The sequence below is a fragment of the Atopobacter phocae ATCC BAA-285 genome (assembly GCF_000526675.1).
In the GTDB taxonomy this organism is placed as follows: Bacteria; Bacillota; Bacilli; order Lactobacillales; family Aerococcaceae; genus Atopobacter; species Atopobacter phocae.
Genome location: NZ_JAGN01000011.1, coordinates 1 through 23,995, shown reverse-complemented (window position 1 = coordinate 23,995; position 23,995 = coordinate 1). Strand labels below are relative to the sequence as shown.

The 23,995-nt window shown below is 36.0% G+C and carries 23 protein-coding genes and 1 pseudogene; 4 read left to right on the top strand and 20 right to left on the bottom strand.

The window, feature by feature from the left end; all coding sequences use genetic code 11:
* The first annotated feature begins 65 nt into the window (after window positions 1-65).
* Window positions 66-1,442 carry a type 2 isopentenyl-diphosphate Delta-isomerase gene (gene fni, locus L866_RS08460; protein WP_025729080.1) on the top strand — a complete coding sequence of 459 codons (1,377 nt, stop codon included), beginning with the start codon at window positions 66-68 and terminating at the stop codon, window positions 1,440-1,442.
* A gap of 70 nt (window positions 1,443-1,512) precedes the next feature.
* Here the strand turns inward: fni and L866_RS0103135 are convergent, their stop codons facing one another.
* The 6 genes from L866_RS0103135 to L866_RS0103110 form a co-directional block, all read right to left on the bottom strand.
* Window positions 1,513-2,580: an ABC transporter substrate-binding protein gene (locus L866_RS0103135; protein WP_025729078.1), complete on the bottom strand. Its 1,068-nt coding sequence runs from the start codon at window positions 2,578-2,580 to the stop codon at window positions 1,513-1,515.
* Window positions 2,580-3,419, bottom strand: coding sequence for an ABC transporter permease (locus tag L866_RS0103130; RefSeq protein ID WP_025729076.1), 840 nt, complete (start codon window positions 3,417-3,419; stop codon window positions 2,580-2,582). The genes L866_RS0103135 and L866_RS0103130 overlap by 1 nt, the downstream gene beginning before the upstream one ends.
* Window positions 3,416-4,231 carry an ABC transporter permease gene (locus L866_RS0103125; protein ID WP_051452849.1) on the bottom strand — a complete coding sequence of 272 codons (816 nt, stop codon included), beginning with the start codon at window positions 4,229-4,231 and terminating at the stop codon, window positions 3,416-3,418. Before L866_RS0103125 ends, L866_RS0103130 begins: the two co-directional genes overlap by 4 nt.
* Window positions 4,206-5,318, bottom strand: coding sequence for an ABC transporter ATP-binding protein (locus tag L866_RS0103120; RefSeq protein WP_025729072.1), 1,113 nt, complete (start codon window positions 5,316-5,318; stop codon window positions 4,206-4,208). Before L866_RS0103120 ends, L866_RS0103125 begins: the two co-directional genes overlap by 26 nt.
* Window positions 5,319-5,411: 93 nt before the next feature.
* On the bottom strand, window positions 5,412-6,329 hold the full coding sequence (gene murB / locus L866_RS0103115; RefSeq protein ID WP_025729071.1) for a UDP-N-acetylmuramate dehydrogenase: 918 nt from the start codon (window positions 6,327-6,329) through the stop codon (window positions 5,412-5,414).
* Between the two features lie 22 nt (window positions 6,330-6,351).
* Window positions 6,352-7,290 carry a hypothetical protein gene (locus tag L866_RS0103110; protein ID WP_025729069.1) on the bottom strand — a complete coding sequence of 313 codons (939 nt, stop codon included), beginning with the start codon at window positions 7,288-7,290 and terminating at the stop codon, window positions 6,352-6,354.
* A gap of 121 nt (window positions 7,291-7,411) precedes the next feature.
* Between L866_RS0103110 and L866_RS0103105 the strand changes: the two genes are divergently transcribed.
* Window positions 7,412-7,675, top strand: coding sequence for a hypothetical protein (locus L866_RS0103105; protein WP_025729067.1), 264 nt, complete (start codon window positions 7,412-7,414; stop codon window positions 7,673-7,675).
* On the opposite strand, the gene L866_RS0103100 is transcribed toward L866_RS0103105, so the two are convergent.
* The 9 genes from L866_RS0103100 to L866_RS0103055 form a co-directional block, all read right to left on the bottom strand.
* The gene (locus L866_RS0103100) at window positions 7,660-8,187 is read right to left on the bottom strand and encodes a GNAT family N-acetyltransferase (RefSeq protein WP_025729065.1); all 528 of its coding nucleotides are present in this window, start codon (window positions 8,185-8,187) and stop codon (window positions 7,660-7,662) included. The genes L866_RS0103105 and L866_RS0103100 overlap by 16 nt on opposite strands.
* On the bottom strand, window positions 8,180-8,668 hold the full coding sequence (gene tsaE, locus L866_RS0103095; RefSeq protein WP_156919507.1) for a tRNA (adenosine(37)-N6)-threonylcarbamoyltransferase complex ATPase subunit type 1 TsaE: 489 nt from the start codon (window positions 8,666-8,668) through the stop codon (window positions 8,180-8,182). The genes L866_RS0103100 and tsaE overlap by 8 nt, the downstream gene beginning before the upstream one ends.
* Window positions 8,669-8,898: 230 nt before the next feature.
* A complete protein-coding gene (gene pta / locus L866_RS0103090) occupies window positions 8,899-9,873 on the bottom strand; it encodes a phosphate acetyltransferase (protein WP_025729061.1) in 975 nt (324 codons plus the stop codon).
* 176 nt (window positions 9,874-10,049) lie between these two features.
* Complete coding sequence (gene nrdF / locus L866_RS0103085) at window positions 10,050-11,024, bottom strand: class 1b ribonucleoside-diphosphate reductase subunit beta (protein WP_025729060.1); 975 nt, start codon at window positions 11,022-11,024, stop codon at window positions 10,050-10,052.
* A gap of 18 nt (window positions 11,025-11,042) precedes the next feature.
* Window positions 11,043-13,232, bottom strand: a complete 2,190-nt coding sequence (nrdE, locus tag L866_RS08455) for a class 1b ribonucleoside-diphosphate reductase subunit alpha (protein ID WP_035446056.1) — start codon at window positions 13,230-13,232, stop codon at window positions 11,043-11,045.
* Window positions 13,219-13,587 carry a class Ib ribonucleoside-diphosphate reductase assembly flavoprotein NrdI gene (gene nrdI / locus L866_RS0103070; protein ID WP_025729058.1) on the bottom strand — a complete coding sequence of 123 codons (369 nt, stop codon included), beginning with the start codon at window positions 13,585-13,587 and terminating at the stop codon, window positions 13,219-13,221. Before nrdI ends, nrdE begins: the two co-directional genes overlap by 14 nt.
* A gap of 179 nt (window positions 13,588-13,766) precedes the next feature.
* Window positions 13,767-16,013: a heavy metal translocating P-type ATPase gene (locus L866_RS0103065; RefSeq protein ID WP_025729056.1), complete on the bottom strand. Its 2,247-nt coding sequence runs from the start codon at window positions 16,011-16,013 to the stop codon at window positions 13,767-13,769.
* A gap of 29 nt (window positions 16,014-16,042) precedes the next feature.
* Window positions 16,043-16,258, bottom strand: a complete 216-nt coding sequence (locus L866_RS0103060) for a heavy-metal-associated domain-containing protein (RefSeq protein WP_025729054.1) — start codon at window positions 16,256-16,258, stop codon at window positions 16,043-16,045.
* Between the two features lie 20 nt (window positions 16,259-16,278).
* On the bottom strand, window positions 16,279-16,710 hold the full coding sequence (locus L866_RS0103055) for a CopY/TcrY family copper transport repressor (protein WP_025729052.1): 432 nt from the start codon (window positions 16,708-16,710) through the stop codon (window positions 16,279-16,281).
* A gap of 233 nt (window positions 16,711-16,943) precedes the next feature.
* Between L866_RS0103055 and L866_RS09015 the strand changes: the two genes are divergently transcribed.
* Window positions 16,944-18,299: a polysaccharide deacetylase family protein gene (locus L866_RS09015; protein ID WP_025729050.1), complete on the top strand. Its 1,356-nt coding sequence runs from the start codon at window positions 16,944-16,946 to the stop codon at window positions 18,297-18,299.
* 100 nt (window positions 18,300-18,399) lie between these two features.
* On the opposite strand, the gene apgM is transcribed toward L866_RS09015, so the two are convergent.
* Together apgM and L866_RS0103040 are read right to left on the bottom strand one after the other, a co-directional pair.
* Window positions 18,400-19,635, bottom strand: a complete 1,236-nt coding sequence (apgM, locus tag L866_RS0103045; protein ID WP_025729048.1) for a 2,3-bisphosphoglycerate-independent phosphoglycerate mutase — start codon at window positions 19,633-19,635, stop codon at window positions 18,400-18,402.
* A gap of 27 nt (window positions 19,636-19,662) precedes the next feature.
* On the bottom strand, window positions 19,663-21,129 hold the full coding sequence (locus L866_RS0103040; RefSeq protein WP_025729046.1) for an SLC13 family permease: 1,467 nt from the start codon (window positions 21,127-21,129) through the stop codon (window positions 19,663-19,665).
* A 137-nt stretch (window positions 21,130-21,266) separates the two neighbouring features.
* Between L866_RS0103040 and L866_RS0103035 the strand changes: the two genes are divergently transcribed.
* A complete protein-coding gene (locus L866_RS0103035) occupies window positions 21,267-22,157 on the top strand; it encodes a LysR family transcriptional regulator (RefSeq protein WP_025729044.1) in 891 nt (296 codons plus the stop codon).
* Window positions 22,158-22,237: 80 nt separating this feature from the next.
* On the opposite strand, the gene L866_RS0103030 is transcribed toward L866_RS0103035, so the two are convergent.
* The 3 genes and pseudogenes from L866_RS0103030 to L866_RS09555 all read right to left on the bottom strand — a co-directional run.
* Entirely contained in the window at window positions 22,238-22,660 is a 423-nt protein-coding gene (locus tag L866_RS0103030) for a phosphate-starvation-inducible protein PsiE (protein ID WP_025729043.1), read from the bottom strand.
* A gap of 59 nt (window positions 22,661-22,719) precedes the next feature.
* Window positions 22,720-23,232 carry an aminoacyl-tRNA deacylase gene (locus L866_RS0103025; RefSeq protein WP_025729041.1) on the bottom strand — a complete coding sequence of 171 codons (513 nt, stop codon included), beginning with the start codon at window positions 23,230-23,232 and terminating at the stop codon, window positions 22,720-22,722.
* 244 nt (window positions 23,233-23,476) lie between these two features.
* A pseudogene (locus L866_RS09555) lies at window positions 23,477-23,995 on the bottom strand (hypothetical protein); the annotation flags it as partial.

Sequence of the window (23,995 nt, the reverse complement as noted above, 5' to 3'; positions counted from 1 at the left end):
TCGGCTGATCCCATCTTAGCTGTGCGGACAGTCGTTTTTTATTGATTAAGAAAGTAGGTAGAATTATGAGCAATTCGAGAAAAGATGACCATCTAACGCTTGCACTACAAAAATATCATCAAAATTTAACTTTTGAACAGGCCGTTCGTTTTGTTCATCACGGCTTACCTCAATGCGATGTTCAGGCTGTTGATTCATCCGTTGAAGTTCTTCATCAGAAACACTCTAGCCCCTTCTTTATCAATGCGATGACAGGTGGTAGTGACTCGGCATTTAAAATCAATCAACAACTCGCACAAGTGGCCGAAGCAACGGGCTTGGCCATGGCTACTGGCTCCATGAGTCAAGCTTTAAAAGATTCAATGCATGCTAAAAGTTATGAAATTATTCGCTCCACTCATCCGAATGGTTATTTAATGGCTAATTTAGGCCCCGATTATACCGTCCAGCAGGCTCAAGAAGCTGTTCATTTAATTCAAGCAAATGCTTTGCAAATCCACATTAACGCGGCTCAAGAATTGGTCATGCCTGAAGGCGACCGTGCATTCAAACAATGGTTAGATCGCATTGAAGCGATTGTTCACGGTGTTTCCGTTCCTGTTATAGTCAAAGAGGTTGGGTTTGGTATGAGCTATCAAACGATTGATTTACTCAATCAAATAGGCGTTCATACGATTGATATTAGTGGTGCCGGGGGAACGAATTTTGCTCAAATTGAAAATGCAAGACGCCGTCACCATTTTCAATCCAATTTCAATACGTGGGGGATTCCAACTCCGCTGGCATTACTTGAAGCGTCACGTATTCCTAATGATCGTCGGCCAACAATTATTGCATCAGGTGGCATTCAATCACCAATGGACGTCGTCAAAGCATTAGCGATGGGCGCTCAATGGGTCGGCATTTCTGGCTACTGGTTGAAGTTTATTCATGAGCATGGTGTGGAGCAAACCATTGAAGAAGTTAATGTGTGGAAAGAAGAAATTAAACATATCATGACCCTTTTAAGTGCTTGTACGGTCAATGATTTGCTTAAAACCGATTTAGTATTTGACGAAGCTACTGTGAACTGGGCTAAACAACGTCATTTACCTTATAAGCAGTTTGCTACTCGATTTCAATATACTAAACGTCATGAACACATGACACGTGTGGATGCTTATCTTATTCCAGATGAAGAAGTTGATCAATACATTAACGAGCGCCAATATTACACGAGAAAATTAGAATTAGAAGCGCGCAAAGTTTTTCCGAAAGTAGCAATTGAATTTCAAGGATCTGAGGATGGAGAAGCTCTTGTTGCTTACTCCAGCAGTGGACAATTTCATTATTTATTATCCTTAGATCCATTGCGGATTCGTGAATTAAAAGAAGCTGATCTAAATGGAACGTGGTACGACTATTTAAAAGAAATTGTCGGATTAGATCTTCAACCGCTTTAATCTTTTCTTATTACAAACAGAAAAACCTAGTCAACAAATTGCTTATAGCAGCTTGTTGACTAGGCTTTTTTTACTTCATTTTCATTTCTAAAAAGAGATCGTTATATTCATTCATCTTTTCAGGACTTAATGTTTTATAAACTTCCATTTGTTCCATCAACTCACGTGAAGGATAAAATTGTGGGTCATTTTTTATGTCATCTGGTAATAAGTCAAATGCCTCTTTATTAGGTGTTGAATAACCAATATATTCGGCATTTCTCGCCGCAATATCAGGACGTAACATGAAATTAATAAAGTCATACGCTCCTTTAAGATTACGAGCCGTTTTCGGAATGACTATGTTATCTGTCCAAATATTGGAACCTTCTTTTGGTAACACATAATGTAAATGTTCATTTTGATCGAGCATATCGACTGCTTCTCCTGAATAAGTAATCGCAATCGCTGCTTCATTTTGACTCATATACATTTTCATTTCATCTGCTAAGATTGCTTTAATATTAGGCATCAAATCACCTAAATCATTCGCTATTTGATTCAATATTTTGGAATCTGTTTCGTTCAATGAATAGCCGCGACGTTGTAAACCAATTCCTATTGTTTCACGTGCCCCGTCAATCATTAATATCGAATTTTTAAACTCTGGTCGCCAAAGATCACGCCAATATTGAATATCTTTTTCTTGTACCATCAAATCGTTATAAACAATACCCACCGTTCCCCAGAAATAAGGTAGTGACCATTTATTGTCAGGATCAAATGGCATGCCGACAAACTGTTTGTCTAAATGTTCCATCCCTTTAATTTTCGAATGATCTAAAGGTAGTAACAATTTATCTTTAATCATTTCAGGAATTTTATACTCACTAGGCACTGTAATGTCGTATTGCGTTCCACCTTGTTTTATCTTTGTTACCATCGCTTCATTTGAATCAAACGTTTCGTAGACAACACTATAATTATATTCTTTCTCAAATTCTTTAAGTAATTCAGGATCAATATAATCGCCCCAGTTGTAGATAACTAATCGTTCACTACCAAAAGATTGTGACGAATGACTAAGAAGGTATTTGCCACCCATAAGTAAAATAACACTTCCCATTAATAGCATAAAATATAAGCTTGCACGTTTCATCAGTCGTCACCTCCAGGCATTTCTTCTAAGCGACTGCGTTGTTTCATCACATTCAATCGTTTTAAATGTTGTTGATTAATCACATGATAGCCAATAATTAACACGAAGGATAACAAGAAAATGAGTGTACTTAATGCATTAACTTCTAACGATACCCCACGACGTGCTCTTGAGAAAATCTCAACCGATAAAGTAGTAAATCCATTACCCGTCACGAAAAATGTCACCGCAAAATCATCGAGTGAATAAGTAAATGCCATAAAGAATCCACTTAAAATACCCGGCATGACTAAAGGTAAAGTAATGTGACGTAAAACATCTCGTGGCGTTGCTCCTAAATCACGAGCTGCTGTTATTAAAGACGGATTCATTTCATCTAATCGTGGTAAAACCATGATTACAACGATTGGCACATTGAAGGCCACATGTGCTAATAAAACCGAATAAAATCCTAATTGAAATCCTAAAACTGTAAATAGAATTAATAAACTCGCTCCAATAATAACATCAGGTGAAACCATCAACACGTTATTTAAGTTCAAAATAACTTCTCGGTACCGTCTGTTTCGTAATTCATAAATTAACAACGATCCTAACGTCCCAATAATGGTCGCGATAGTCGCTGACAAAATGGCTACTATTAATGTATCTAACACAATTAAAATCAAACGCGTATCATGGAACACATTAATATAATGTTCAATTGTAAATCTTGTAAAGTGATTCATCGTCCCACCCGCATTGAAGGAATAGACGACTAGAAAAAGGATGGGCGTATACAACACGATAAAGACGAGCATTAAATAGGCATTAGCCAGCCAGTTATTTTTTTGATTCATGCGTTACGTCCTCCTTTCTTTTTCGTGAAAATCATAAAGAGAACCATCGTTACAATTAAAACAATCCCGATAGTTGAACCCATTCCCCAATTTTGTGTGACTAAGAAATGTTGTTCTACAGCTGTTCCTAATGTAATCACTCGGTTTCCTCCGATTAAACGCGTTAACATGAAAAGAGAAAGTGAAGGGATAAAGATGGCTTGAATACCACTTTTAACGCCCCCCATTGATAATGGAAACATGATATGGCGAATGGTTTGCCACTTCGTCGCTCCCAAGTCACGTGACGCTTCTTGATAACTCGGACTAATATCAGATAAAGCATTATATATCGGTAAAATCATAAATGGCAATTCGATATATGCTGCTACTAATACAAAGCTTAAATTAGTGAATAACAGTTGTTTCGGTGCAAATCCCACAAACCCTAAAAATTGATTCACTAAACCTGATTGACTAAAAATCCCGATAAACGCATAAGCTTTTAAAAGAATGTTTATCCATGTCGGTAAAATTAATAATAAGAGCCATAACGATTGATACTTTGCTCGAGTTAAAAAATAAGCGGTTGGATACGCAATGATAAGCGTCACAAAAGTAATTAATGCCGCAAACACAATCGAATTTAATGTCATTCGTAAATAGGTCCACGAATTAAAGTAAGTGACGTAATTTTGAAACGTAAATTCTCCATCTAAATTAAATAACGATTGATAAAAAACTAAAACAATCGGAATAATGACGAACAGTAATAACCATAGGACGTAAGGGACGCCCCCCCACATCTTAAAAGTCTTCTTCACGTGTGTCATCCTCCTTACTGTATCGTTCGAGACGATGATAGAATTCTTCCTCGCTTTCATTAAAGCGCATAACGTGAATTGCTGGTGGTGTAATTGAAATACCCACTTGCGTTCCAACGGTGGCTTGTTTCGTTGAATGAATCATCCATGAATTACCACTTTGGTCGGTACAATTAATTTCATAATGCACACCTCGGAATAATTGGGAATGTACCTCTACAACAAATTGAGCTTCATCAATCGGTACAATTTCGATATCTTCTGGTCGAATCACCACTTCAATCGCTTCATTTTTAGGAATTCCGGCATCCACACAGTTCAGTTCTTCTCCACAAAATTTGACTAAATAATCATCAATCATCGTACCGTCAAAAATATTCGTTTCACCCACAAAATCTGCAACGAAATGATTAATCGGTTCATCATAAATATCCAACGGCGTTCCTTTTTGGACAATTCGGCCATCTGACATAACAAAGACATAATCACTCATCGCTAAGGCTTCTTCTTGATCATGTGTCACAAATACAAAGGTGATACCTAAACGTTGTTGTAAAGCTCGCAATTCATATTGCATCTCTGTTCGCAATTTTAAATCTAAAGCAGACAACGGTTCATCTAATAACAATACATCCGGTTCATTAATAATAGCGCGCGCAATCGCTACCCGTTGTCGTTGTCCTCCCGACATTTCGTGAATTTGACGTTTTTCATACCCTTCCAAACGAACCATTTTTAAGGCTTCACGTACACGTCTTGTTTTTTCATCTTTAGGAACTTTTTTCAAATTTAATCCAAATGCGACATTATCTTCCACGTTCATATGTGGAAACAATGCATAATCTTGGAAGACCGTGTTCACCCGACGTTGGTTCGGCGGTAAATCCGTTACCTTCTCGTCATTTAAAATAATATCTCCTGTGTCAGCGGATAAAAATCCTGCTATTAAGCGCAAAATAGTTGTTTTGCCACAACCAGAAGGACCTAGTAGCGTGTAAAATTTACCCTTTTCAATTGAAAATGAAATATCCTTTAACACCTTATTTCCATCAAATGATTTTGCTACTTGATGAAATTCAATCATATTTTGCGTCACTGACACCACTCCTTCACCTTTTTTATTTTGAATTGACTATAAACAAATCACTTTATTTTATCATTGAAAACTGCTCTGTCAACTGTATTGTATTTACTCATTCGTCGCCAAAGGATCTTCTCCAATGATTCGTACTTCTGTTTCTAAATCCACTTGATTAATTCGTTTGATCTCCCCTTGAACAAAACGAATCAGTTGAATATAATCACTTGCCGTTCCGTGATCGACATTTACCATAAAGCCGGCATGTTTAGTAGAAACTTCTACTCCACCAATTCGATGGCCTTGTAATCCAGCCTCTTGAATCAATTGTCCTGTAAAATGACCAACCGGACGTTTGAATACACTTCCGCAACTTGGGTATTCCAATGGTTGTTTGCTTTCTCGTGCGACTGTTAATTCATCCATTTTAGCGATAATATCGGCTTGATTACCTGGTTGAAGTTGGAAAGTTGCTCGAATAATCAAATCATCGGTTGCTTGAAACGCACTATGACGATAACTAAAGTCAAAGTCTGGCGCATTAATTGTTTCGATTTCACCTGTTGGATGAATGACATCTACACTCACTAATACGTCACTCACTTCACCGCCATATGCTCCCGCATTCATATAAACTGCTCCACCGACTGATCCCGGTATACCACAAGCAAATTCTAACCCTGTTAAAGAGGCGTCACGTGCTTTTTCACTTGCATCAATTAATTTTACTCCTGCATCAACCGTCAACCGTGAATCTTCAATCGTTATTTCGGTCATTTGGTTCAGCATCACTACTGCCCCACGAATCCCTCCATCTTTAATAATGACATTGGAGGCATTCCCTAAAATAGTTACTGGAATATCTTTTTGATTGAGCCACGTTAAAATATTTTGGGCTTCCTTTCGATTAGATGGGAAAATTAAAATATCTGCCGGGCCACCCGTTTTAGTATACGTGTAACGACTTAATGATTCATCAAAATACATCGTTACGTTTGGAAAAGCTTGTTGAATCTTTTCTTTCACGATTGTTTATCCTCCTATTGATTGATTACATTGTGTGTTTAAAGGTCAAGTAACCTTCCGTCGACAATGCTGAGGTGATTCGATTAGAAATTTGATAAGTTTCTAACATATTTTCTTTCGATATGGGCCATTGTGTTGGCGTATCTAAATGTTCAATGAATGTTTGAATCGCTAATTCAATGCCATAACGATGGGGCATACTTTCCCATGGATCTTTATCTACGACAATTACTTCACTACCTTGCCGAATCGTCAGTGTTTGCCAATTATTAAGGGTATGCATTCCACCTAAACTTTCCACAACCGCTTCGTGGTATTGTGTTCCGGACTGTTCGTTTAATCTTAAAAGAGCGGACATCGATTGAGATTCTAAGTACACCGTCAACTCTTCTAAATACATGCCATTCTTACGAATGCGGAATGACCCTTTTTCAATCGGTTCGTTAATAATATAAAAAGCTGTATGTAACATTTCACTAAAGTCTCCCCACACCGCTTCTTCAACTAAACGACGCGAATTAATAAAACGTTGTGTTAAGGATAAATGTTTCTTTTCAGGGATATCTCTTAAAACATTCATCATTTCGGAATAACGATTCACATAGCTCGGCATAACAAAACCATTAAACCGTTCCGCTGCATTCAAATCACGCTCTAGTTGAATCATATCTTGTTCCAACGGCGGAATAGTAAACACCGGAATACCTTGTTTAATCAAAGTGAATTTTATTCGTCGATAATCTGCTGTTTGGCGTGCGATGATCGCTCCATCTAACTCATGAGCAAATAAATCATCGACGGTCTCACATACCACATGTTCTGCTACCGCTTGAATCATTTGATTTAAAAACATTGGACTTTCTTCATGAAGGTACCACTGAACTGGGGTTTCAATTCGTTGTAAAATCGGCAAATATAAGTAATGTAACGTGTCACTGTATCCAATCAATGCAATGCGTTTCATTTTTACCCCTCCTATATTTCTTTTCCCTTTTTTTATTTTCATGATAAACTACATATAGTTAGTTTTTGAAACTCTTAATTTAGATCAACTCAAATTCCATTAATCTTTGAAAGGAGTTCGTATGCAACCATACCATCCACAAAATTTAAAGAAACGACGCCAAGCATTATTAACTACTATCGGCCATTTACTTGTTGTTTATAGCACATTCATTCGTTTACATCCTACTAGCTTATGGCAGTTTATATTGTGCTATTCATTAGCTGTAATTGCGTTTATTTTTACTTTTATCGTCCCAGATCGTTTCATTAAAACTTTACTTTTTATTTTGAATTTCTGTGTTTTACTTGTCACGATTCTAGGTACGTATTACTTTCTTATATAGCTCATTAAGACACCATCAACAAATCGGTCATTTATTCGACTGATTTTTTTTAATTGTCCTTCGATTTCAAATCCCATTTTTAAATAGAGATGTTTTGCTGCTTCGTTAATTGATAAAACGCGTAACTCTAGGCGTTCTAACGCGCTATACGTTTCAAACCAGTATATCGCTTCCTCAAGCAACGCTTGACCAATGCCTTGTCCCCAATATTCAGCTGAAACAGCTAATCCTAATTCGCCAATATGTGCTATACGGCTCTCGTTTATATGACCAATAACCACTTGTCCAACAATCTCGTCGGTCTCTTCTAAACAAGCTAGTAGCCACAATTGATATCGTGAATCACTTGAATCAGTAATCACTTGTGATAAAAATGCTGGGGAATAAGGTAATCCTTCTGATCCATATGATAAATTGTCACTTTCTTCTCCTATTTGACGACTAAATTGCAGGAGGCGACTAGCGTCATTAGGTCCTGCTTCTCTAAAAACTATGGCTTGCGATTCAGTCATCATTCATCTCCTCAGTTTTAACAGCTTGTTGCCACTGATTCATCAATGCAATTGCTGTCGGACCCTCACCCATTACTTGAATAAGACGTTCTTCATTTGTACTGCCTACACGTTCGATTCGAATGGTTAAGTAATCACTGGGCAAATAATCGGCAATATTTTGTGGCCATTCAACTACTGTTACTCCACCACCATAAAAATAATCGTCTAAACCTAAAACATCTGCTTCATCTTCACTCACACGATACATATCCATATGATATAACGGTAGTCGACCTGACTGATATTCACGAATCAAGGTATATGTGGGACTTTTTAGCAAGTCAGTTATGCCTAATCCTTTGGCTAGACCCTTTGTCCATACTGTTTTACCGACCCCTAAATCGCCAACGAGTACAATCACTGTGTTTGGTTCAATAATCTGCCCTAATTGTTCTCCAAAATATTCAGTTTGTTCATGATGTGTACTATTCATTTGCATGGGATTGATCCTCCCTTTCTCATTTACGTAATCAGTTCTATTTTAACACAAATTTCCTATAACATATGATTCAATTCATAATTCTATAAGGGCATGATGATTTCAATTGAAACGCCTAAATATTCATGCATTTAACACGTTTTAAATTGAAGTATTCGCACACAAAAAAACTGCCTCATCGGAGACAGTCTTTTATATGCTAATTAGTCTGATAGGATTAATATCTTTCTTTAATCCATCAATGCTTGGTTAGCTGTAATAATAGTTACTTTATATACATCTTCTTCTGTACTACCACGAGATAAGTCAGAAATCGGACGGTTCAATCCTTGCAAGATTGGTCCAATCGCTTCATATCCACCTAAACGTTGTGCAATTTTATAGCCGATATTTCCTGATTGGATTTCTGGGAAGACAAATACTTTTGCTTGACCAGCTACTTTTGAATCAGGTGCTTTTAATTCTGCTACGGCTGGAACATAAGCCGCATCAAATTGAAGATCGCCATCAAAATCATATTGTGGTGCAATTTGTTGAGCAATTTTTGTTGCTTCTGCTACTTTTGTAACATCTGGTGATTTCGCTGATCCTTTTGTTGAGAAGGATAACAAGGCTACTTTTGTATCAATACCAAATAACTCAGCAGTTTTTGCTGTTTCTGCTGCAATTTCACCCAATTCTTGTGCTGTTGGGTTAATGTTAATTGCGCAGTCTCCCATTAAGTAACGTTCTGTCCCTTTTAACAATAAGAACACTCCACTTGTACGGCTTACACCAGGACGTGTTTTAATAATTTGTAACGCTGGGCGAACAGTGTCACCTGTTGAATGAATAGCACCTGAAACTAATCCGTCTGCTTCGTTCATATAAACAAGCATTGTTCCAAAGTATGTTTCATCACGTAATAATTCTTCAGCTTGTTCTTTCGTTGCTTTACCGTTACGGCGTTCAACGAATTTCTCTACCATTTCATCATATTTATCGTAATCATATGGATCAACGATTGTTAATCCTGAGATATTTAAGCTTTGCTTTTCTGCAAATGCTTCGATTGCTTCACGATTCCCTAACATTACAGGTTGGCAGATGTCATCAGCTTTTAAGCGAGTTGCTGCACGTAAAACGCGGCTGTCTAAACTCTCTGGAAAAACAATGCGCACACCTTTCCCAACTACTTTATCCGTTAATTCTTTCATTAAAGCCATATTCTCTCTCCTTTATCATTGTTATATACATTTTACAAACATTCTTACCTTTAGTACAGTAAAAATGTTATTTTTCATTATTTTCTTAATGTTTTCATTGTACGAATCACACAGATTCGCGTCCTGTAACAAATCTATATGAAAAGGCTTTACTATTTCCTCATTTCACACTCATTTTATAACCAATTTGTATAATCATCATCTGCCATGGCTTCAACTTGGCCTAACAAATAACTATTTCCAACTTGACTAAAGAAGTCGTGGTTACTTGATCCTGTAGAAATACCATTCATCACAATCGGATCTACATCATCCGCTGTATCTGGGAATAACGGATCAAACCCTAAATTTTGTAAAGCTTTATTTGCATTATAACGAATAAAAGTTTTTACTTTTTCGGTCAATCCAATTGGATCATAAACTTCTTGCGTGAATTTTACTTCATTTTGATAAAATTCATACAATGTTTGAAAGACCCAATTTTTTAGTTTTTCTTGTTCTTTCTCATCGAGTTGATTAAATTCGATTTGGAATTTGTAGCCAATATATGTTCCATGAACGGATTCATCACGAACAATTAATTTAATAATTTCAGCGACGTTAGGAATTTTATTATTACCTAGATAATAAAGTGGCGCAAAGAACCCCGAATAAAATAAGAAAGACTCTAAAATGACACTAGCTGCCTTTGCTTCTAGATCGGTTCCATTTTTATAAATATCATTAATTCGTAGAGCTTTGAATTGAATGACTTCGTTAGAATTTGCCCATTTAAATATGTCATCAATTTCCGTTTTAGTATTTAAGGTACTAAAAATAGAAGAGTAACTTTTCGCATGAACGGATTCCATAAATTGAATATTATTTAACACGGCTTCTTCATGTTGTGTACGAACCGATTGACGTAGTCGCTCAATTGCATCTTCTGATTGGAGCGTGTCGAGCAGTGTTAACCCGCCAAAGACTTTACCAAACATATCTTTTTCTTCTTTTGAAAAAGTTCGCCAGTCATCTAAGTCGTTTGATAGTGGAATACGTGTGTCTAGCCAAAATTGTTCAGTTAGCTTTTCCCACGTTAACTTGTCGATCATATCTTCCATTTGATTCCAGTTGATCGCAATATATGGTTGCTGTGATTGTTTTTGATTCATCGTCTACCTCCTTTTAAATTAGATGGAACAACTTGCACAAGCGTTTGATCCAATTTCTTCTTCATCATCTGTAAATGTTCGAACGTAATAAATGGATTTAATCCCTTTATTCCAAGCGTAATGGCGTAAAATGTTCAAGTCACGTGTCGTCATTTTACTTGTTCGTCCATCTTTCCATTCATATAGGCCTAACGGCAAATCGCTTCGCATAAATAAGGTTAAACTCATTCCTTGATCGATATGACGTTGTGCCGCTGCATAGACATCGATTACTTTTCGCATATCTAATTCATAAGCACTCGTGTAATAAGGTAACGTCTCATTCGATAAACGTGGTGCTGGATAATACGTCTTACCCGTTTTCTTTTCTTGACGCTCTTCAATTAAACGAGTGATTGGGTGCAAGCTCGCACTTGTTTCATTCACGTAACTAATTGAGCCAGTCGGTGCGACGGCTAATCGATATTGATGATATAGCCCATCTTGTTGAATCGCTTCTTTTAACACTGCCCAATCTTCTGGTTGTGGAATTTGAATGCCTCTTGATTCAAAAATATCAGCGACCTGTTCATGTTTAAAAGTAACTGTTTCGTTTATGTATGAATCAAAATACTCTCCTGTCGCATAAGTCGATTGCTCAAATCCATCAAACGTTTTGTTACGTTCTTTAGCCAATTGGTGACTGGCTTTCAACGTATAATAATTTAATAATCGGAAATATAAATCAGTAAATTCAATTGATTCTGGAGAGCCATAATGCATTTTATTTAAAGCTAAAAAGGTGTGTAACCCCATTGCTCCTAGCCCAATCGTATGAGCCTTAGCATTCCCATTGCGAACAGTCGGAACTGCTTCAATGTTAGAGTGGTCTGTCACGTAAGTTAAAGCTCTAACTGCCGCATCAATTGATTGTTCTAAATTCGGTGAATCCATCATATTAACAATATTTGTTGAGCCTAAGTTACAACTAATGTCCGTCCCCATCACTTCATACGATTGATCATCATTAATAATCGATGGTTCTTGTACTTGTAAAATTTCACTACATAAATTACTCATCGTAATCGTTCCATTAATTGGATTCGAGCGATTCGCCGTATCAATATTAATAACATAAGGATAGCCTGATTCTTGTTGCAATTTAGAAATTTCGTTTTCTAAATCACGTGCACGAATTTTTGATTTGCGAATATTTTTATTATTCACGAGATTATCATATTCTTTTGTGATATCAATATATGCAAATGGCTTCCCATAAATACGTTCTACATCATACGGACTAAATAAGTACATCACATCATCACGTTTAGTTAATTCATAAAATTTATCTGGAACGACTAAGCCGAGTGACAATGTTTTAACCCGAATTTTTTCATCCGCATTTTCTTTTTTGGTTGATAAGAACGAAACAATATCCGGATGGAATACATTTAAATAAACCGCTCCAGCTCCATTTCTTTGCCCTAGCTGATTGGAGTAGCTAAAACTATCCTCTAGTAACTTCATAATAGGTACAACTCCACTTGAGGCATTTTCAATTTTTTTAATGGGGTCACCTGCTGCTCGTATATTCGACAAGTTAACTCCCACTCCACCACCAATCCGAGATAATTGAAGCGCTGAATTAATGGCACGACCAATGGAATTCATATCATCCGTTACTTGGATTAAGAAACATGAGACTAATTCACCACGACGTTTACGTCCGGCATTTAAGAACGTTGGTGTCGCTGGTTGATAGCGTTGATTAATCATTTCATCCGCTAACGTAATCGCTAATTGTTCATTGCCATCCGCTAAAAAGAGCGCATTAAAAACAATTCGGTCTTCGTAACGTTCTAAATAGCGTTCTCCATCATTTGTCCGCATAGCATATTGTCGATAAAATTTAAAAGCAGACATAAATGAACGAAAACGAAACTTCTTATTATATGTTTGTTGCATTAAATCTTTAATAAACTCTCTAGAATATTTAGATAAAAAAACCGTTTCTAAATAATCATGTTCCACTAAATAATCCAATTTTTCATCTAAAGTATAGAAAAATACAGTGTTTGGATTAACATGTTCTAAGAAAAAAGCCCGAACCGCTTCTGCATCTTTTTCTAATGGAATTTTATTATTGACTGGACGATTCAATTCATTATTTAAAGCAAAGTATGTTACTTCACTCGTTTGTACAACTGGTTTTGGTTTATCCAATTTCATTCACCTTCTCTTTCACAATTTCTACATCTTTTTCGTTTCCTTGGAACTCAAAGCAATGTAATAACGGCACATGATAATCCCGCGCTAAATCCTTAGCCGTAAAACAATAAAGATCATTAAAGTTTAAATTACCACTTCCACATACGCCCTTTAAATAGGCTTGATTATTTCCTGTTTCTATAAAATCATTTAAAATGTCAGTGGCTTCGACGTCATAAGTGGGTGCGACGATAATATATGGCTGATGAACTTCTAAATCAAACGCATTGGCTAATGTAATTTCCAGCGTTTCGTACGGTAATTTTTGTACGAATTTTCGTGTTTGTCCGGTTAACGACATATAAACGACTAGCATGCTATCCCTCCTAATAACTGTAAAAAACACAAAATATAGTGGTTTTTACATAAATAAACCACTATATTTTGTTTTTCTTATTTATCATACTACAAAACACATCATAACTAAAGAAAGTAGGCACAAAAAAACGAATAAGTAAAAGAGACTAGACGTTCTATACTTATTCGTTCGACTTTTTAAAATTTATGACGTTTCAATAACAACGCATTCACAATTAATGATACACTGGATAGACTCATCGCTAAGCCAGCCAACATCGGATTAAGTAATGGCCCACCAATGATATATAAACCGCCCATTGCAATTGGAATGAGTAATGTATTATAGGCGAATGCCCAAAATAAATTTTGTTTAATTTTATTCAAGGTTGCTCGACTTAAATGAATCACTCGAGGAACATCAAGTACATCACTATGCATTAAAACGATATCCGCTGAATCAATTGCAATATCCGTTCCATTGCCAATTGCTAAACCAACATCACTCGTTGCCAGAGCGGGAGCATCGTTAATGCCATCTCCTACCATCGCTACTCGCTTACCCATCTTTTGTAATTTTTCGATTTCTTCTGCTTTATTTTGTGGCAATACACCACTAATGACCTGAGTGATTCCCACTGTTTGTGCAATGGCTTGGGCCGTACGAGGCTGATCACCTGTTAGCATAATCACATCGATTCCTTGCTCACGTAACTGCTTCACCGCTGTAACGCTTGATTCTTTCACTGCGTCCGCCACTGCTATTATTCCGATTAGTTCTGACGTTGTTGCTACATAAACAGCCGTTTTCCCCTCCGATTGATATGTTTCAGCCATTTCTTTTACAGAATGGACGGATACTTGATGTGCAGTTAATAATCGTTCATTCCCTACTAAATAAGTTGTGCCTTCACTCTTTCCTTTTATTCCTTGTCCTACAATTACTTCGAATTGATCAACCGGATAAAAGGACAGAATAGCTGATTGGGCACTTGAAACAATAGCTTGTGCCAAAGGATGTTCACTTTTTTGTTCTAGAGAGGCTACTTGCTTTAACAACTTATCCGTTGTCCATTCATCATGTATTACATGAATATTGGTTACTACGGGTTGTCCAATGGTTAACGTCCCTGTTTTGTCAAACACTACCGTATCAATAGTCTGAGCGGCTTCCAATGCTTCACTCGACTTAATTAGCATACCCGCTTCTGCCGCCATCCCAGTTCCTACCATGACAGCAGTTGGTGTTGCTAAACCTAAGGCACAAGGACACGCAATGATCAAGACTGACACGAAAATTCGTAACGTCATTTCCCAATCAAAACCACCAAAAATATGCCAACCTAGCGCACTTCCTATCGCTAATATCATGACTGCTGGTACAAAGTAGGATGAAATTTTATCGGCTAATTGTGCGATTGGTGCTTTATCACCTTGAGCATCTTCAACGAGTTGGATCATTTGATGCAAGACACTATCTCGATCAAGTGCTGTCGTTTCAATTTCAATAAATCCATTTAAGTTCAATGTACCGTTGAGCACTTTTGACTCTTCTTCTTTTTTCACAGGAAAACTTTCTCCTGTCATTAGCGATTCATCCACAGAAGTTGTCCCCCGAATGATTTGACCATCCACTGGAATTTGTTCTCCTGGTTTCACTACAATAATATCGCCCAGCTCAACTTCTTCAATTAAAACGCGTTCTACTTCACCATTAGGCAATAAACGATTCGCTTCATCAGGCGTTAAATTTATTAAGCGTTGGATAGCGTTTGTTGTTCTGTTTTTTGCCATTAATTCCATAAATTTTCCGAGTTTCACAAATGTAATAATTGCTGCAACTGATTCAAAATATAAATGGTGAACATAACTCTCGTCGCCTAAGCCTATTTTAGCAATCGAAAACAGACCATATCCAAATGCAGCTAATGTACCCAATGCAATTAACGTATCCATATTAGGATGCCCTTTTAATAGAAGTGGAAGACCGCGTTGATAAAACAAACGACCGAGCCACATGACAGGAAGCGTCAAAATCAATTGAACTACCGCAAATATCAAAGGGTGCCTCATTGGGGAGATGATACTTGGTAAAGGTAAGCCCACCATCGGCCCCATTGCAATTGCTATTAAAAGGAATGTCAGACTGCCCATTATGATGAGTACATTTTTTTGCTGTTTTAATTGACGTTCCTTTTGTTGTTGATCCATTTTCTGCTGTTCAATCACACTTAAAATGGGAGTCGCTGTATAACCGGCATGAGATACTGCATCCGATATGGCCTCATTGCTAATATCGGATGTATCTGAAACTAAAGTGAGCCGCTCGGTAGTCAAGTTTACTGCTGCTCGCTCCACACCCGGTAAAGTTTGAACCACCGATTGGACATGATTCGCACAGTGCGCACAAGTCATTCCTTCAATTTTAAATTGACGCTTCGTCATCTTTATTCGCTCCTCTTTCATTTATAACTCTATTGCATAGGTTTTGCTTGATATCCTGCATTCGAAACAGCATCTTGAATTAATTGATCACTGACGATGCCTTCATCCGCTAACAACTCCAAACGACCCGGTTCTAACTCTACATGTACTTGAGAAACACCTGTAATCGATGCCACTGCTTGTTCTACACGCACTACACAATGTTTACAATTCATCCCTGCTATTTGATATTGTCTTTGTTTCATTTAAAATCTCTCCTATCCATTTAAATTTCATTTGAGTGACATATACATTGACCTTTCGGACAATTACATTCAATCGTTTGAGGGGCATTTATTTTTCTTTCATCTAATACTTGTTGTAATAATTCAATATGATGTTTGGACAAAGCAGCTTTCTTTAAGAGAAACGTCATCCAATCAATGTGTTTACGTTCACAACTTCGCTCTAATAAAGTTTCAAACGCATGTTCAATTGCCACTTGTTCACTTAGACAACTGGCATAACAAAATGCACGTCCTTGTCGCTTATAATGAATCAATCCTTTTCCTTTTAAGCGAAACAATATCGTCTTTAGCGTACTTAAAGTCCAATCATTGCTCGTTTGCAAAGCCTGATGAATCTGTTGGGCTGTTTGATTGGGTTGACTCCATAATACGCGCATCACTTGCCACTCTGCATCGGTTAATTCATACATAAAACGCCTCCCTTCTGGTGTTTTTAAGTTAGGTCATTACGTTTACAGTTGTAATCGTTAGTATCATTATACACCAATCTTTTTTCTGTTCCAATCTTTCGCTTTACCTTTTATTAATTCCTTCCTCATAATTCACTTAAAGGGTTGTATTGAGAAGCAATTTATTGTTAGAATGAAACATAACTAATACTAATTTGTAATAATTATTAATATTAAAAGAAAGAAGGTACATCATGTCGTCGCGATCTCTACATGAAAAATTACGGACAAACACGTCGCTCAGTATTTTATTCATCTTTTTTGCAGTTATTTTACTCGGTATGTTGTGGAGTGGTTATCAAACTCACCAAACCATTGAAGCGAGTAAAACATCTCTTCCTACTTTAAAAACGCGCGTTAGACATTTATATGATCAGACACATCCTGATTTTTTAGCTGATACCAGTTCAATGGAACAAATTGAAGCACTTGAAAAAGATATTTCAAAAGAAAATAAACGGTTAAATCGAGCTTGGACGTTTGGCTATGCTCCTTTAAAACAAGAAAAACAAACAGTTGAAAAACAATGGGCTCAGCTGACTCAAACGGCTGAACAAGCGAAACAAAAACAAACCGTCCTTGATGATATGAACAAAATTTTTGAACAAGTTACACATCCTGTACAAGAACTTCAAGCCGATCAATTAATTATTAATGATTTATCAGACGAAACAGATATTACCGCTTATGAAAAACACTTAAAGAACTTACCTAAGGATTCGTTTAAGATAATTGCCCAACAAGCCTTTGATCAAGCAAAAGAACAAGCTGATTCGTTATTTTCATTGAAAGCCGAGTTAAATCAATATGTACCAAAAGACAAAATAACCAATGACCCTTCAGCTGAACAATTAGCCCAAATTAGCGATACATTCGATCAAATTAAAAGTGAAAAAATTCGTCAAGTTTATCAACCCAAAATGGCGATTGTTTTTGACAAATTGTTTGAATTAGATAAAGACGCTTTATCCAATAATGATTCAAGTGATAAAGTAGCTGCTTTAACATTTGATGATGGACCCAATGATACGAGTACGATTCGTATTCTAGATACTTTGAAAAAATATAAAATTAAAGGAACCTTCTTCATGGTTGGCCGAATGATTGCCAACTATCCTGACGTGGCTAAGCGTGTTGCTGAAGAAGGACATCTTATCGCTAATCATACCTACTATCATCCAGACTTAACCACACTTTCTCCTGATGCCATTAGAAAAGAGGTTAACGACACAGATGATTTAATCGAAAAAATAAGTGGTAAACGAACAACCATTCTTCGACCACCTTATGGCGCGTTTGACAGTAAAGTAACTGCTGCTATCCCACATAAAATGGCTCTTTGGAACGTCGATACAGAAGATTGGAAATCACATAACCCTGCTGCTATCTTAGAACAAGTTAAAATTCAGACGGCTCACCAAAATCATCCCGTCATTTTAATGCATGATGTGCACGCTGAGAGTGCAGATAGCTTAGAATCTGTTATTCAATACTTGATTCAACAAGGCTATCGTTTTACCACTGCAGATAAATTATTGAAATACTTATAACAAAAAGAGCTTCTCCTCTGAACGTTTCTCTGTCTAATTGATAGAGAAACATTCACTCATTGGAAAAGCTCTTTTTATTATTTATGGATATTTATAATATTTAGTTCCCTTGTTTTGGAACACGTTCAAGTAAATCTAATAAGGTCCATACAAAGTCATGACCTGATATGCGTCCTAATCCGCCCATAGAACAATCCGTTTCATTGTACTGTTCATTTTTATCACGACGCATGTTATAACCTGCAATAGCAATTGGAACTGGATCTCCACTATGTTCACCTATTGAACATGGTGTTGAATGATCAGCCACTAAGGCAATATATGTCATTTCATCAATATGATTTAACAAATGACCAACCATTTGATCAAAGCGTTCAATGGCTTCTGCTTTTTTTAGCGGTTTTTTATCATGTCCTTGAATATCTGGCACTTTCAAGTGAACATAGACGATATCATTCTCTTCAAGTGCTTTTAATGCCATATCCGCTTTTAAAATAATATCTGTATCCATATTCCCTGTAAAGCGTTCGTTTGAAATAGGCGTCATTCCTGATAACTTCGCCATTCCTAAAACAGTTGACTCACCCGCTACAACAGCTCCATTAAATTTCAATTCCTCTGTAATTTTTTTGAAATCAGTCATTTGACCTGCACCACGTGTAATAATAAAGTTTGCTGGTAGCTCACCGTTTTCTTCCCGTTCGATATTGACCGGATGTTCTTTAAATCTTTCGTAAGCAACCTCTAATACTTTATTCAATATGCGTGCCGTTTTTTCTGCTTCTGGTGTATCATCTGTTGGTTGTGCTAATTTAAATGGATGGCCATCATTTGGCGCTTTTGGATCTGTATCACTTACATTTGCACTTAAGCCTTCTCCACGTAAAACGAGAACCGCCCGATGCTCAGTCGCTTCCTTAAACATCACAGTAACGTCTTCAATAACTGTCCCATTCAAAACTTGTGCTAATTCATTCGTTCCTTTACGAATACGTCCTGCCCGTCGATCTTTAACAATATTACCTTCAATTCGTGTCGCAAAATTACAACGAAAAGCAATATCACCGTATTGGATATCCATTTGTTCTCCCGCTGCTTCTATCGGTCCTCTTCCAGGATATAAATGATGATCATTACCGAACAATACTAAATGGCCCATATCTGTTCCCACTGGTATACCAGGTGAGATAGGATCCATCATTCCTGTTATACCTTCTTTAGCAATTCGATCTAAGTTAGGTGTATCTGCATATTCTAAAGGCGTTAAATGACCTAAGTCTTTAACAGGTAGGTCACCGATACCATCTGCAATTGCTACAATCACTTTTTTTTTCATATTATTTCTCCTCTATCTTTGCCTAAATTACATAATAATTGGTAGCCATAAGAAGTAGACTAATGATATTGCTAATGATCCAACCGCACAACTAATTAATCCGTATTTTAATTCATCCCATACAGTAAAATAACCTGTACCAAAATATAGTGTATTTACTTTTGAATGAGGTGGTAACGTTATTGTGTACGCAATACCAAATGAGCAAGCTAATGCTAACATCGCTGCATCCATTTGTAATGATTGTGCTAACGAGATAATCGCTGGAATTAAAATGGTTGTACGAACTGTTTTACTTGTAAAGATAAGATGACTGAATACTGTAATAACGATTAAAATAACAGCAACTAAGCTTTGATTTAAATGGTTCAAACCAATTGATTTTACTAAATGATCGATTAAATAACTTGCTCCACCAGAATCATTTAAGGCGTTACCTGCTGCATATGCCCCTGCAGAGAAAATCATTAAATCCCATTTAATATTAGCTTCTTTCCATTTTAAAATACCAATACCTGGTAAGAAACATAGTAACATCGCAATTACGGCCGTTTGTTCTGTACTAATTTCAAATCCCATAATAGCTTCATGGTAATCACCAGTTGCCCATAAAAATAGTGTAATAAAGAATATAAATGCTGCTTTCTTTTCACGAATTGAAAATTGTCCTAAGTCTTCTAATTGTTTTTTCAAAATATCTGAAATTCGTTTTGCTTGATCTCCTGTTGGTATTTCTTTTTTGAAGTTAAATAATTTCATACCAATTAGTAATGTCACGACTGCTGTAATAATAGCTTGTGGCATAGAACCTAATAACCAAGTCATATACCCCACATTTGCACCTGTTTGTTGATTAATAAATCCTAAAGCTAAAACTTGTGCAGAAGTTGCTGTTAAAACCATAGATGTCGCATAGGCATTCGTTTGAACCCCTTGTAACGTTACTAATTTACCAAAGTTGCTTGAGCCTGGTGTTGCTTTATACACTTCTAATAGCACTAAAACAATTGGTACTAATAAAGATGCACGTGCTGTTGTCGATGGAACAAAGAATGCTAACACGATATTAACAACAATTAAAATCGATAATGTGTGTGTAGGCGTTTTCCCAAAACGAGTTAATAAATTCAAAGCAATCCGCTTTCCTAAGTTCGTTTCACTCATTGCTGATGTTAATACAAATGCTGACACCATCAACCAAATAATATCGAAGCCTAGTGTACCAAAAGCAACCTCTTGATCTTCTACGGCACCGATTAATGGTAATAATAAAACGACAATAATAGATGTTAAATGAATCGGAATCGGTTTACCAATCCACATGATTAATGCAAAAACAAATACAGCTAAACTCTTTTGTGCTACCATTGTCAACCCCGCAGGATTTGGCATAAAAAATAACGCAAAAAAAGCAACAATCGCTAAGATGATGCTGAATATTTCCTTACGAGTAAAAACACTCGCTTTTCCCTCTTTTAAATTTGCTGTTTCCAAATTGTTCTCCCCCAATTTTGATTGTATTTGACATTACAGCTTGTCATAAGTAAAGTATATGAAGATTAAGTATTCCAATCAATTCATTTTTAGCGCCAAGTTATTCCATATTGGAATAGTAGACGAAAGGAAATTATATGGATATCGAAAAAATTGAATCATTTGTTTTACTTTGTGAACATAAGAATTTTAGTGAAGTGGCCATTATGAAATACACCACTCAATCTACCATTTCAAAACACATTAAAAGTATGGAAAAAGAACTAGGCAGTAAGCTATTTGAGCGAAGAAAAAAAACAGTCCAACTAACTGCTGAAGGAGAATTATTCCAACCTTATGCCATCAATATTTTGAAGCAATATAATGATAGCTTACATTCATTATCTGAATATAAAAATAAAGTGAAAAAGAAGCTAAGAATTGGTACAACTTTTTTATTTGGAAGTTGTGTTATCCCTAGTATCGTCAGCGAATACAAAAATCAACATCCAGATACTGACATTAAAATAACAATCAATTCCTCTAAAGAAATATTAAAAAAGCTTCATCATAAAGAAATTGATATTGCCTTTATTTCTAATTATATTAAATACGATTCACAACGTTATACTGGTCAACCTTACAAAAAAGATTCGCTCGTTTTAATTGCACCACCTCATCATCCTTTTTCTAAGAAAAGTAGCATCTCTTTAAATGAATGTACGGATGAAATCATGATTATAAAAAGCAAAGAATCATCGTTATTTAAGTATTTAGTTGATCAAATCCACGCACACGATTTATCCTTATCTTTCAAACACATTGTCGAAATTGATAATCAAAATAGTATCGTTCAGTATGTCACTCACGGTATGGGCATTTCAATCGTCTCTCAAATGCTATTAGACAATGAGAATATAGCAACAACCATTAAACCTATCGAAATCAATGATTTTGAATTATTTCGTGAAATGCATTATGTCTATCGACAAACCAATCATTCATCCTTAACACAATTTATCCATTATCTTAACGAAACAAAAGATTAACTTTTTTATCAAAAAACTCCTTACTCGTTAGAAGATTCTCTATCGAATAAGGAGTTTTATTTGCTATATCGTACGGTTAATTAAAAATCATCCACACTATCTCGCCCATGAAAGGCTTTTAATTTCTCTAAAACAAATAATACGAAGACTAATACTAAAATGGATATGGATAAAAATACCGTTTCCAATCCTCCACCATGTTCTAATAGTAGTTCCCTTAAAATAGCCGTAATACTAATCAAAATAAGGTAACGAACCGGAATATGATGTCCTTCTTTAACATACCTTACTAACATTAAAACAATTTCTAGCAAAATAAATAATGTGGCAATTTCTTCAATCAGCACTTCAACATGATCCATTGATGGTAATGGTACAACATGTAAAGTAATATCATAAATTGCTTCTGCCATTACAACAAGTACTACTAACACTAGAAAACCTAGCATGATGTCCATTATATAGCTAACCATTTTTTCGAATCGATTAATATTTTTGCGCATTATCATTCTCCTAATTATTATTAAATTTATTATAAGATAATCGATAGTCCATATGCAACTTATAATTGTTCGAAAGTAAGATTATTCATTTTAACTGGTACAACTTGTTTTAAAGTGTCTAAACTCATTTCTACTTGGTAACCTACTTTACCTGCGCTAAAAATAATTGTGTCATACAACTCAGCGGTTTCATCAATGACTGTTTCAAATATTTTTTTCATACCAATGGGTGAACATCCTCCATGAACATAACCTGTTAGTGGTTCTAGCTCTTTTGCTTTAATCATTGCGATACTCTTCTCACCTACTGCTGTTGCTGCCTTTTTCAAATCTAATTCCGCTGCTACAGGAATCATAAAAACGTAATGTTGCTTAGACTTTCCAATTGTTACTAATGTTTTAAACACATGATCTGGATTTTGATTCATTAGGCGTGCCATTGTGACACCATTCGTAATATCTGCTAAATCAGTCGTGGGACTTACTTGATAATGTTCGTATACTAAATGATGTTGATCTAAAATGCGCATGACATTCGTCTTATCATTATTTTTTTGTTTTTTCTTTCCCATAAGATTCTCCTAGCTATAAAAATTCGTTTACTATAAATTAATTTATCCATATCTTACCATAATATACTTATCGAACAAATTAAAACAAGGGCCTAATTGTTCAAAAAAAGCGACTGCACACTGATTTTAAACCATTGCTCTACACAAAAATCCCTCCTATTATTAGCCTGTTCCACTAATAATAAAGAGGGATTAATCATTTGTTTATCATTTTATCTTATCACCAAATAATAAACTTACGTTTTTATTCATTTTCTTTGCGCATAAAAGCAGGAACTGCTAATCCTAAACCTAAATACACTGCTATTGTAGCTGTTTCAAAAATCACTATTTCACCTGTTTGAGGTAATTTAGTGCCTTTATTTTGTTTATTTGCTTGGTTTGATGGCATATTTGCTTGATTATCTTTTGCTTGATTTTCTTCCGCTTTCTTCTTATCTTTTTCAGTTTGCGGCGCATTATTTAGACCATCTAATTTTGGTTTTTGATTTTCTTGATCCTTTTGACCTTGATTCTCTTGATCATTTGTTTCTAGTTTTGGTTGATCCTTTTGACCTTGATTCTCTTGGTCGTCTGTTTTTGGTTCTGGCTGATCCTTTTGACCTTGATTCTCTTGATCATTTGTTTCTAGTTTTGGCTGATCCTTTTGACCTTGACTCTCTTGATCATTTGTTTCTGGTTTTGGTTGATTCTTTTGATCTTGATTCTCTTGACCGTTTGTTTCTGGTTTTGGTTGATTCTTTTGATCTTGATTCTCTTGACC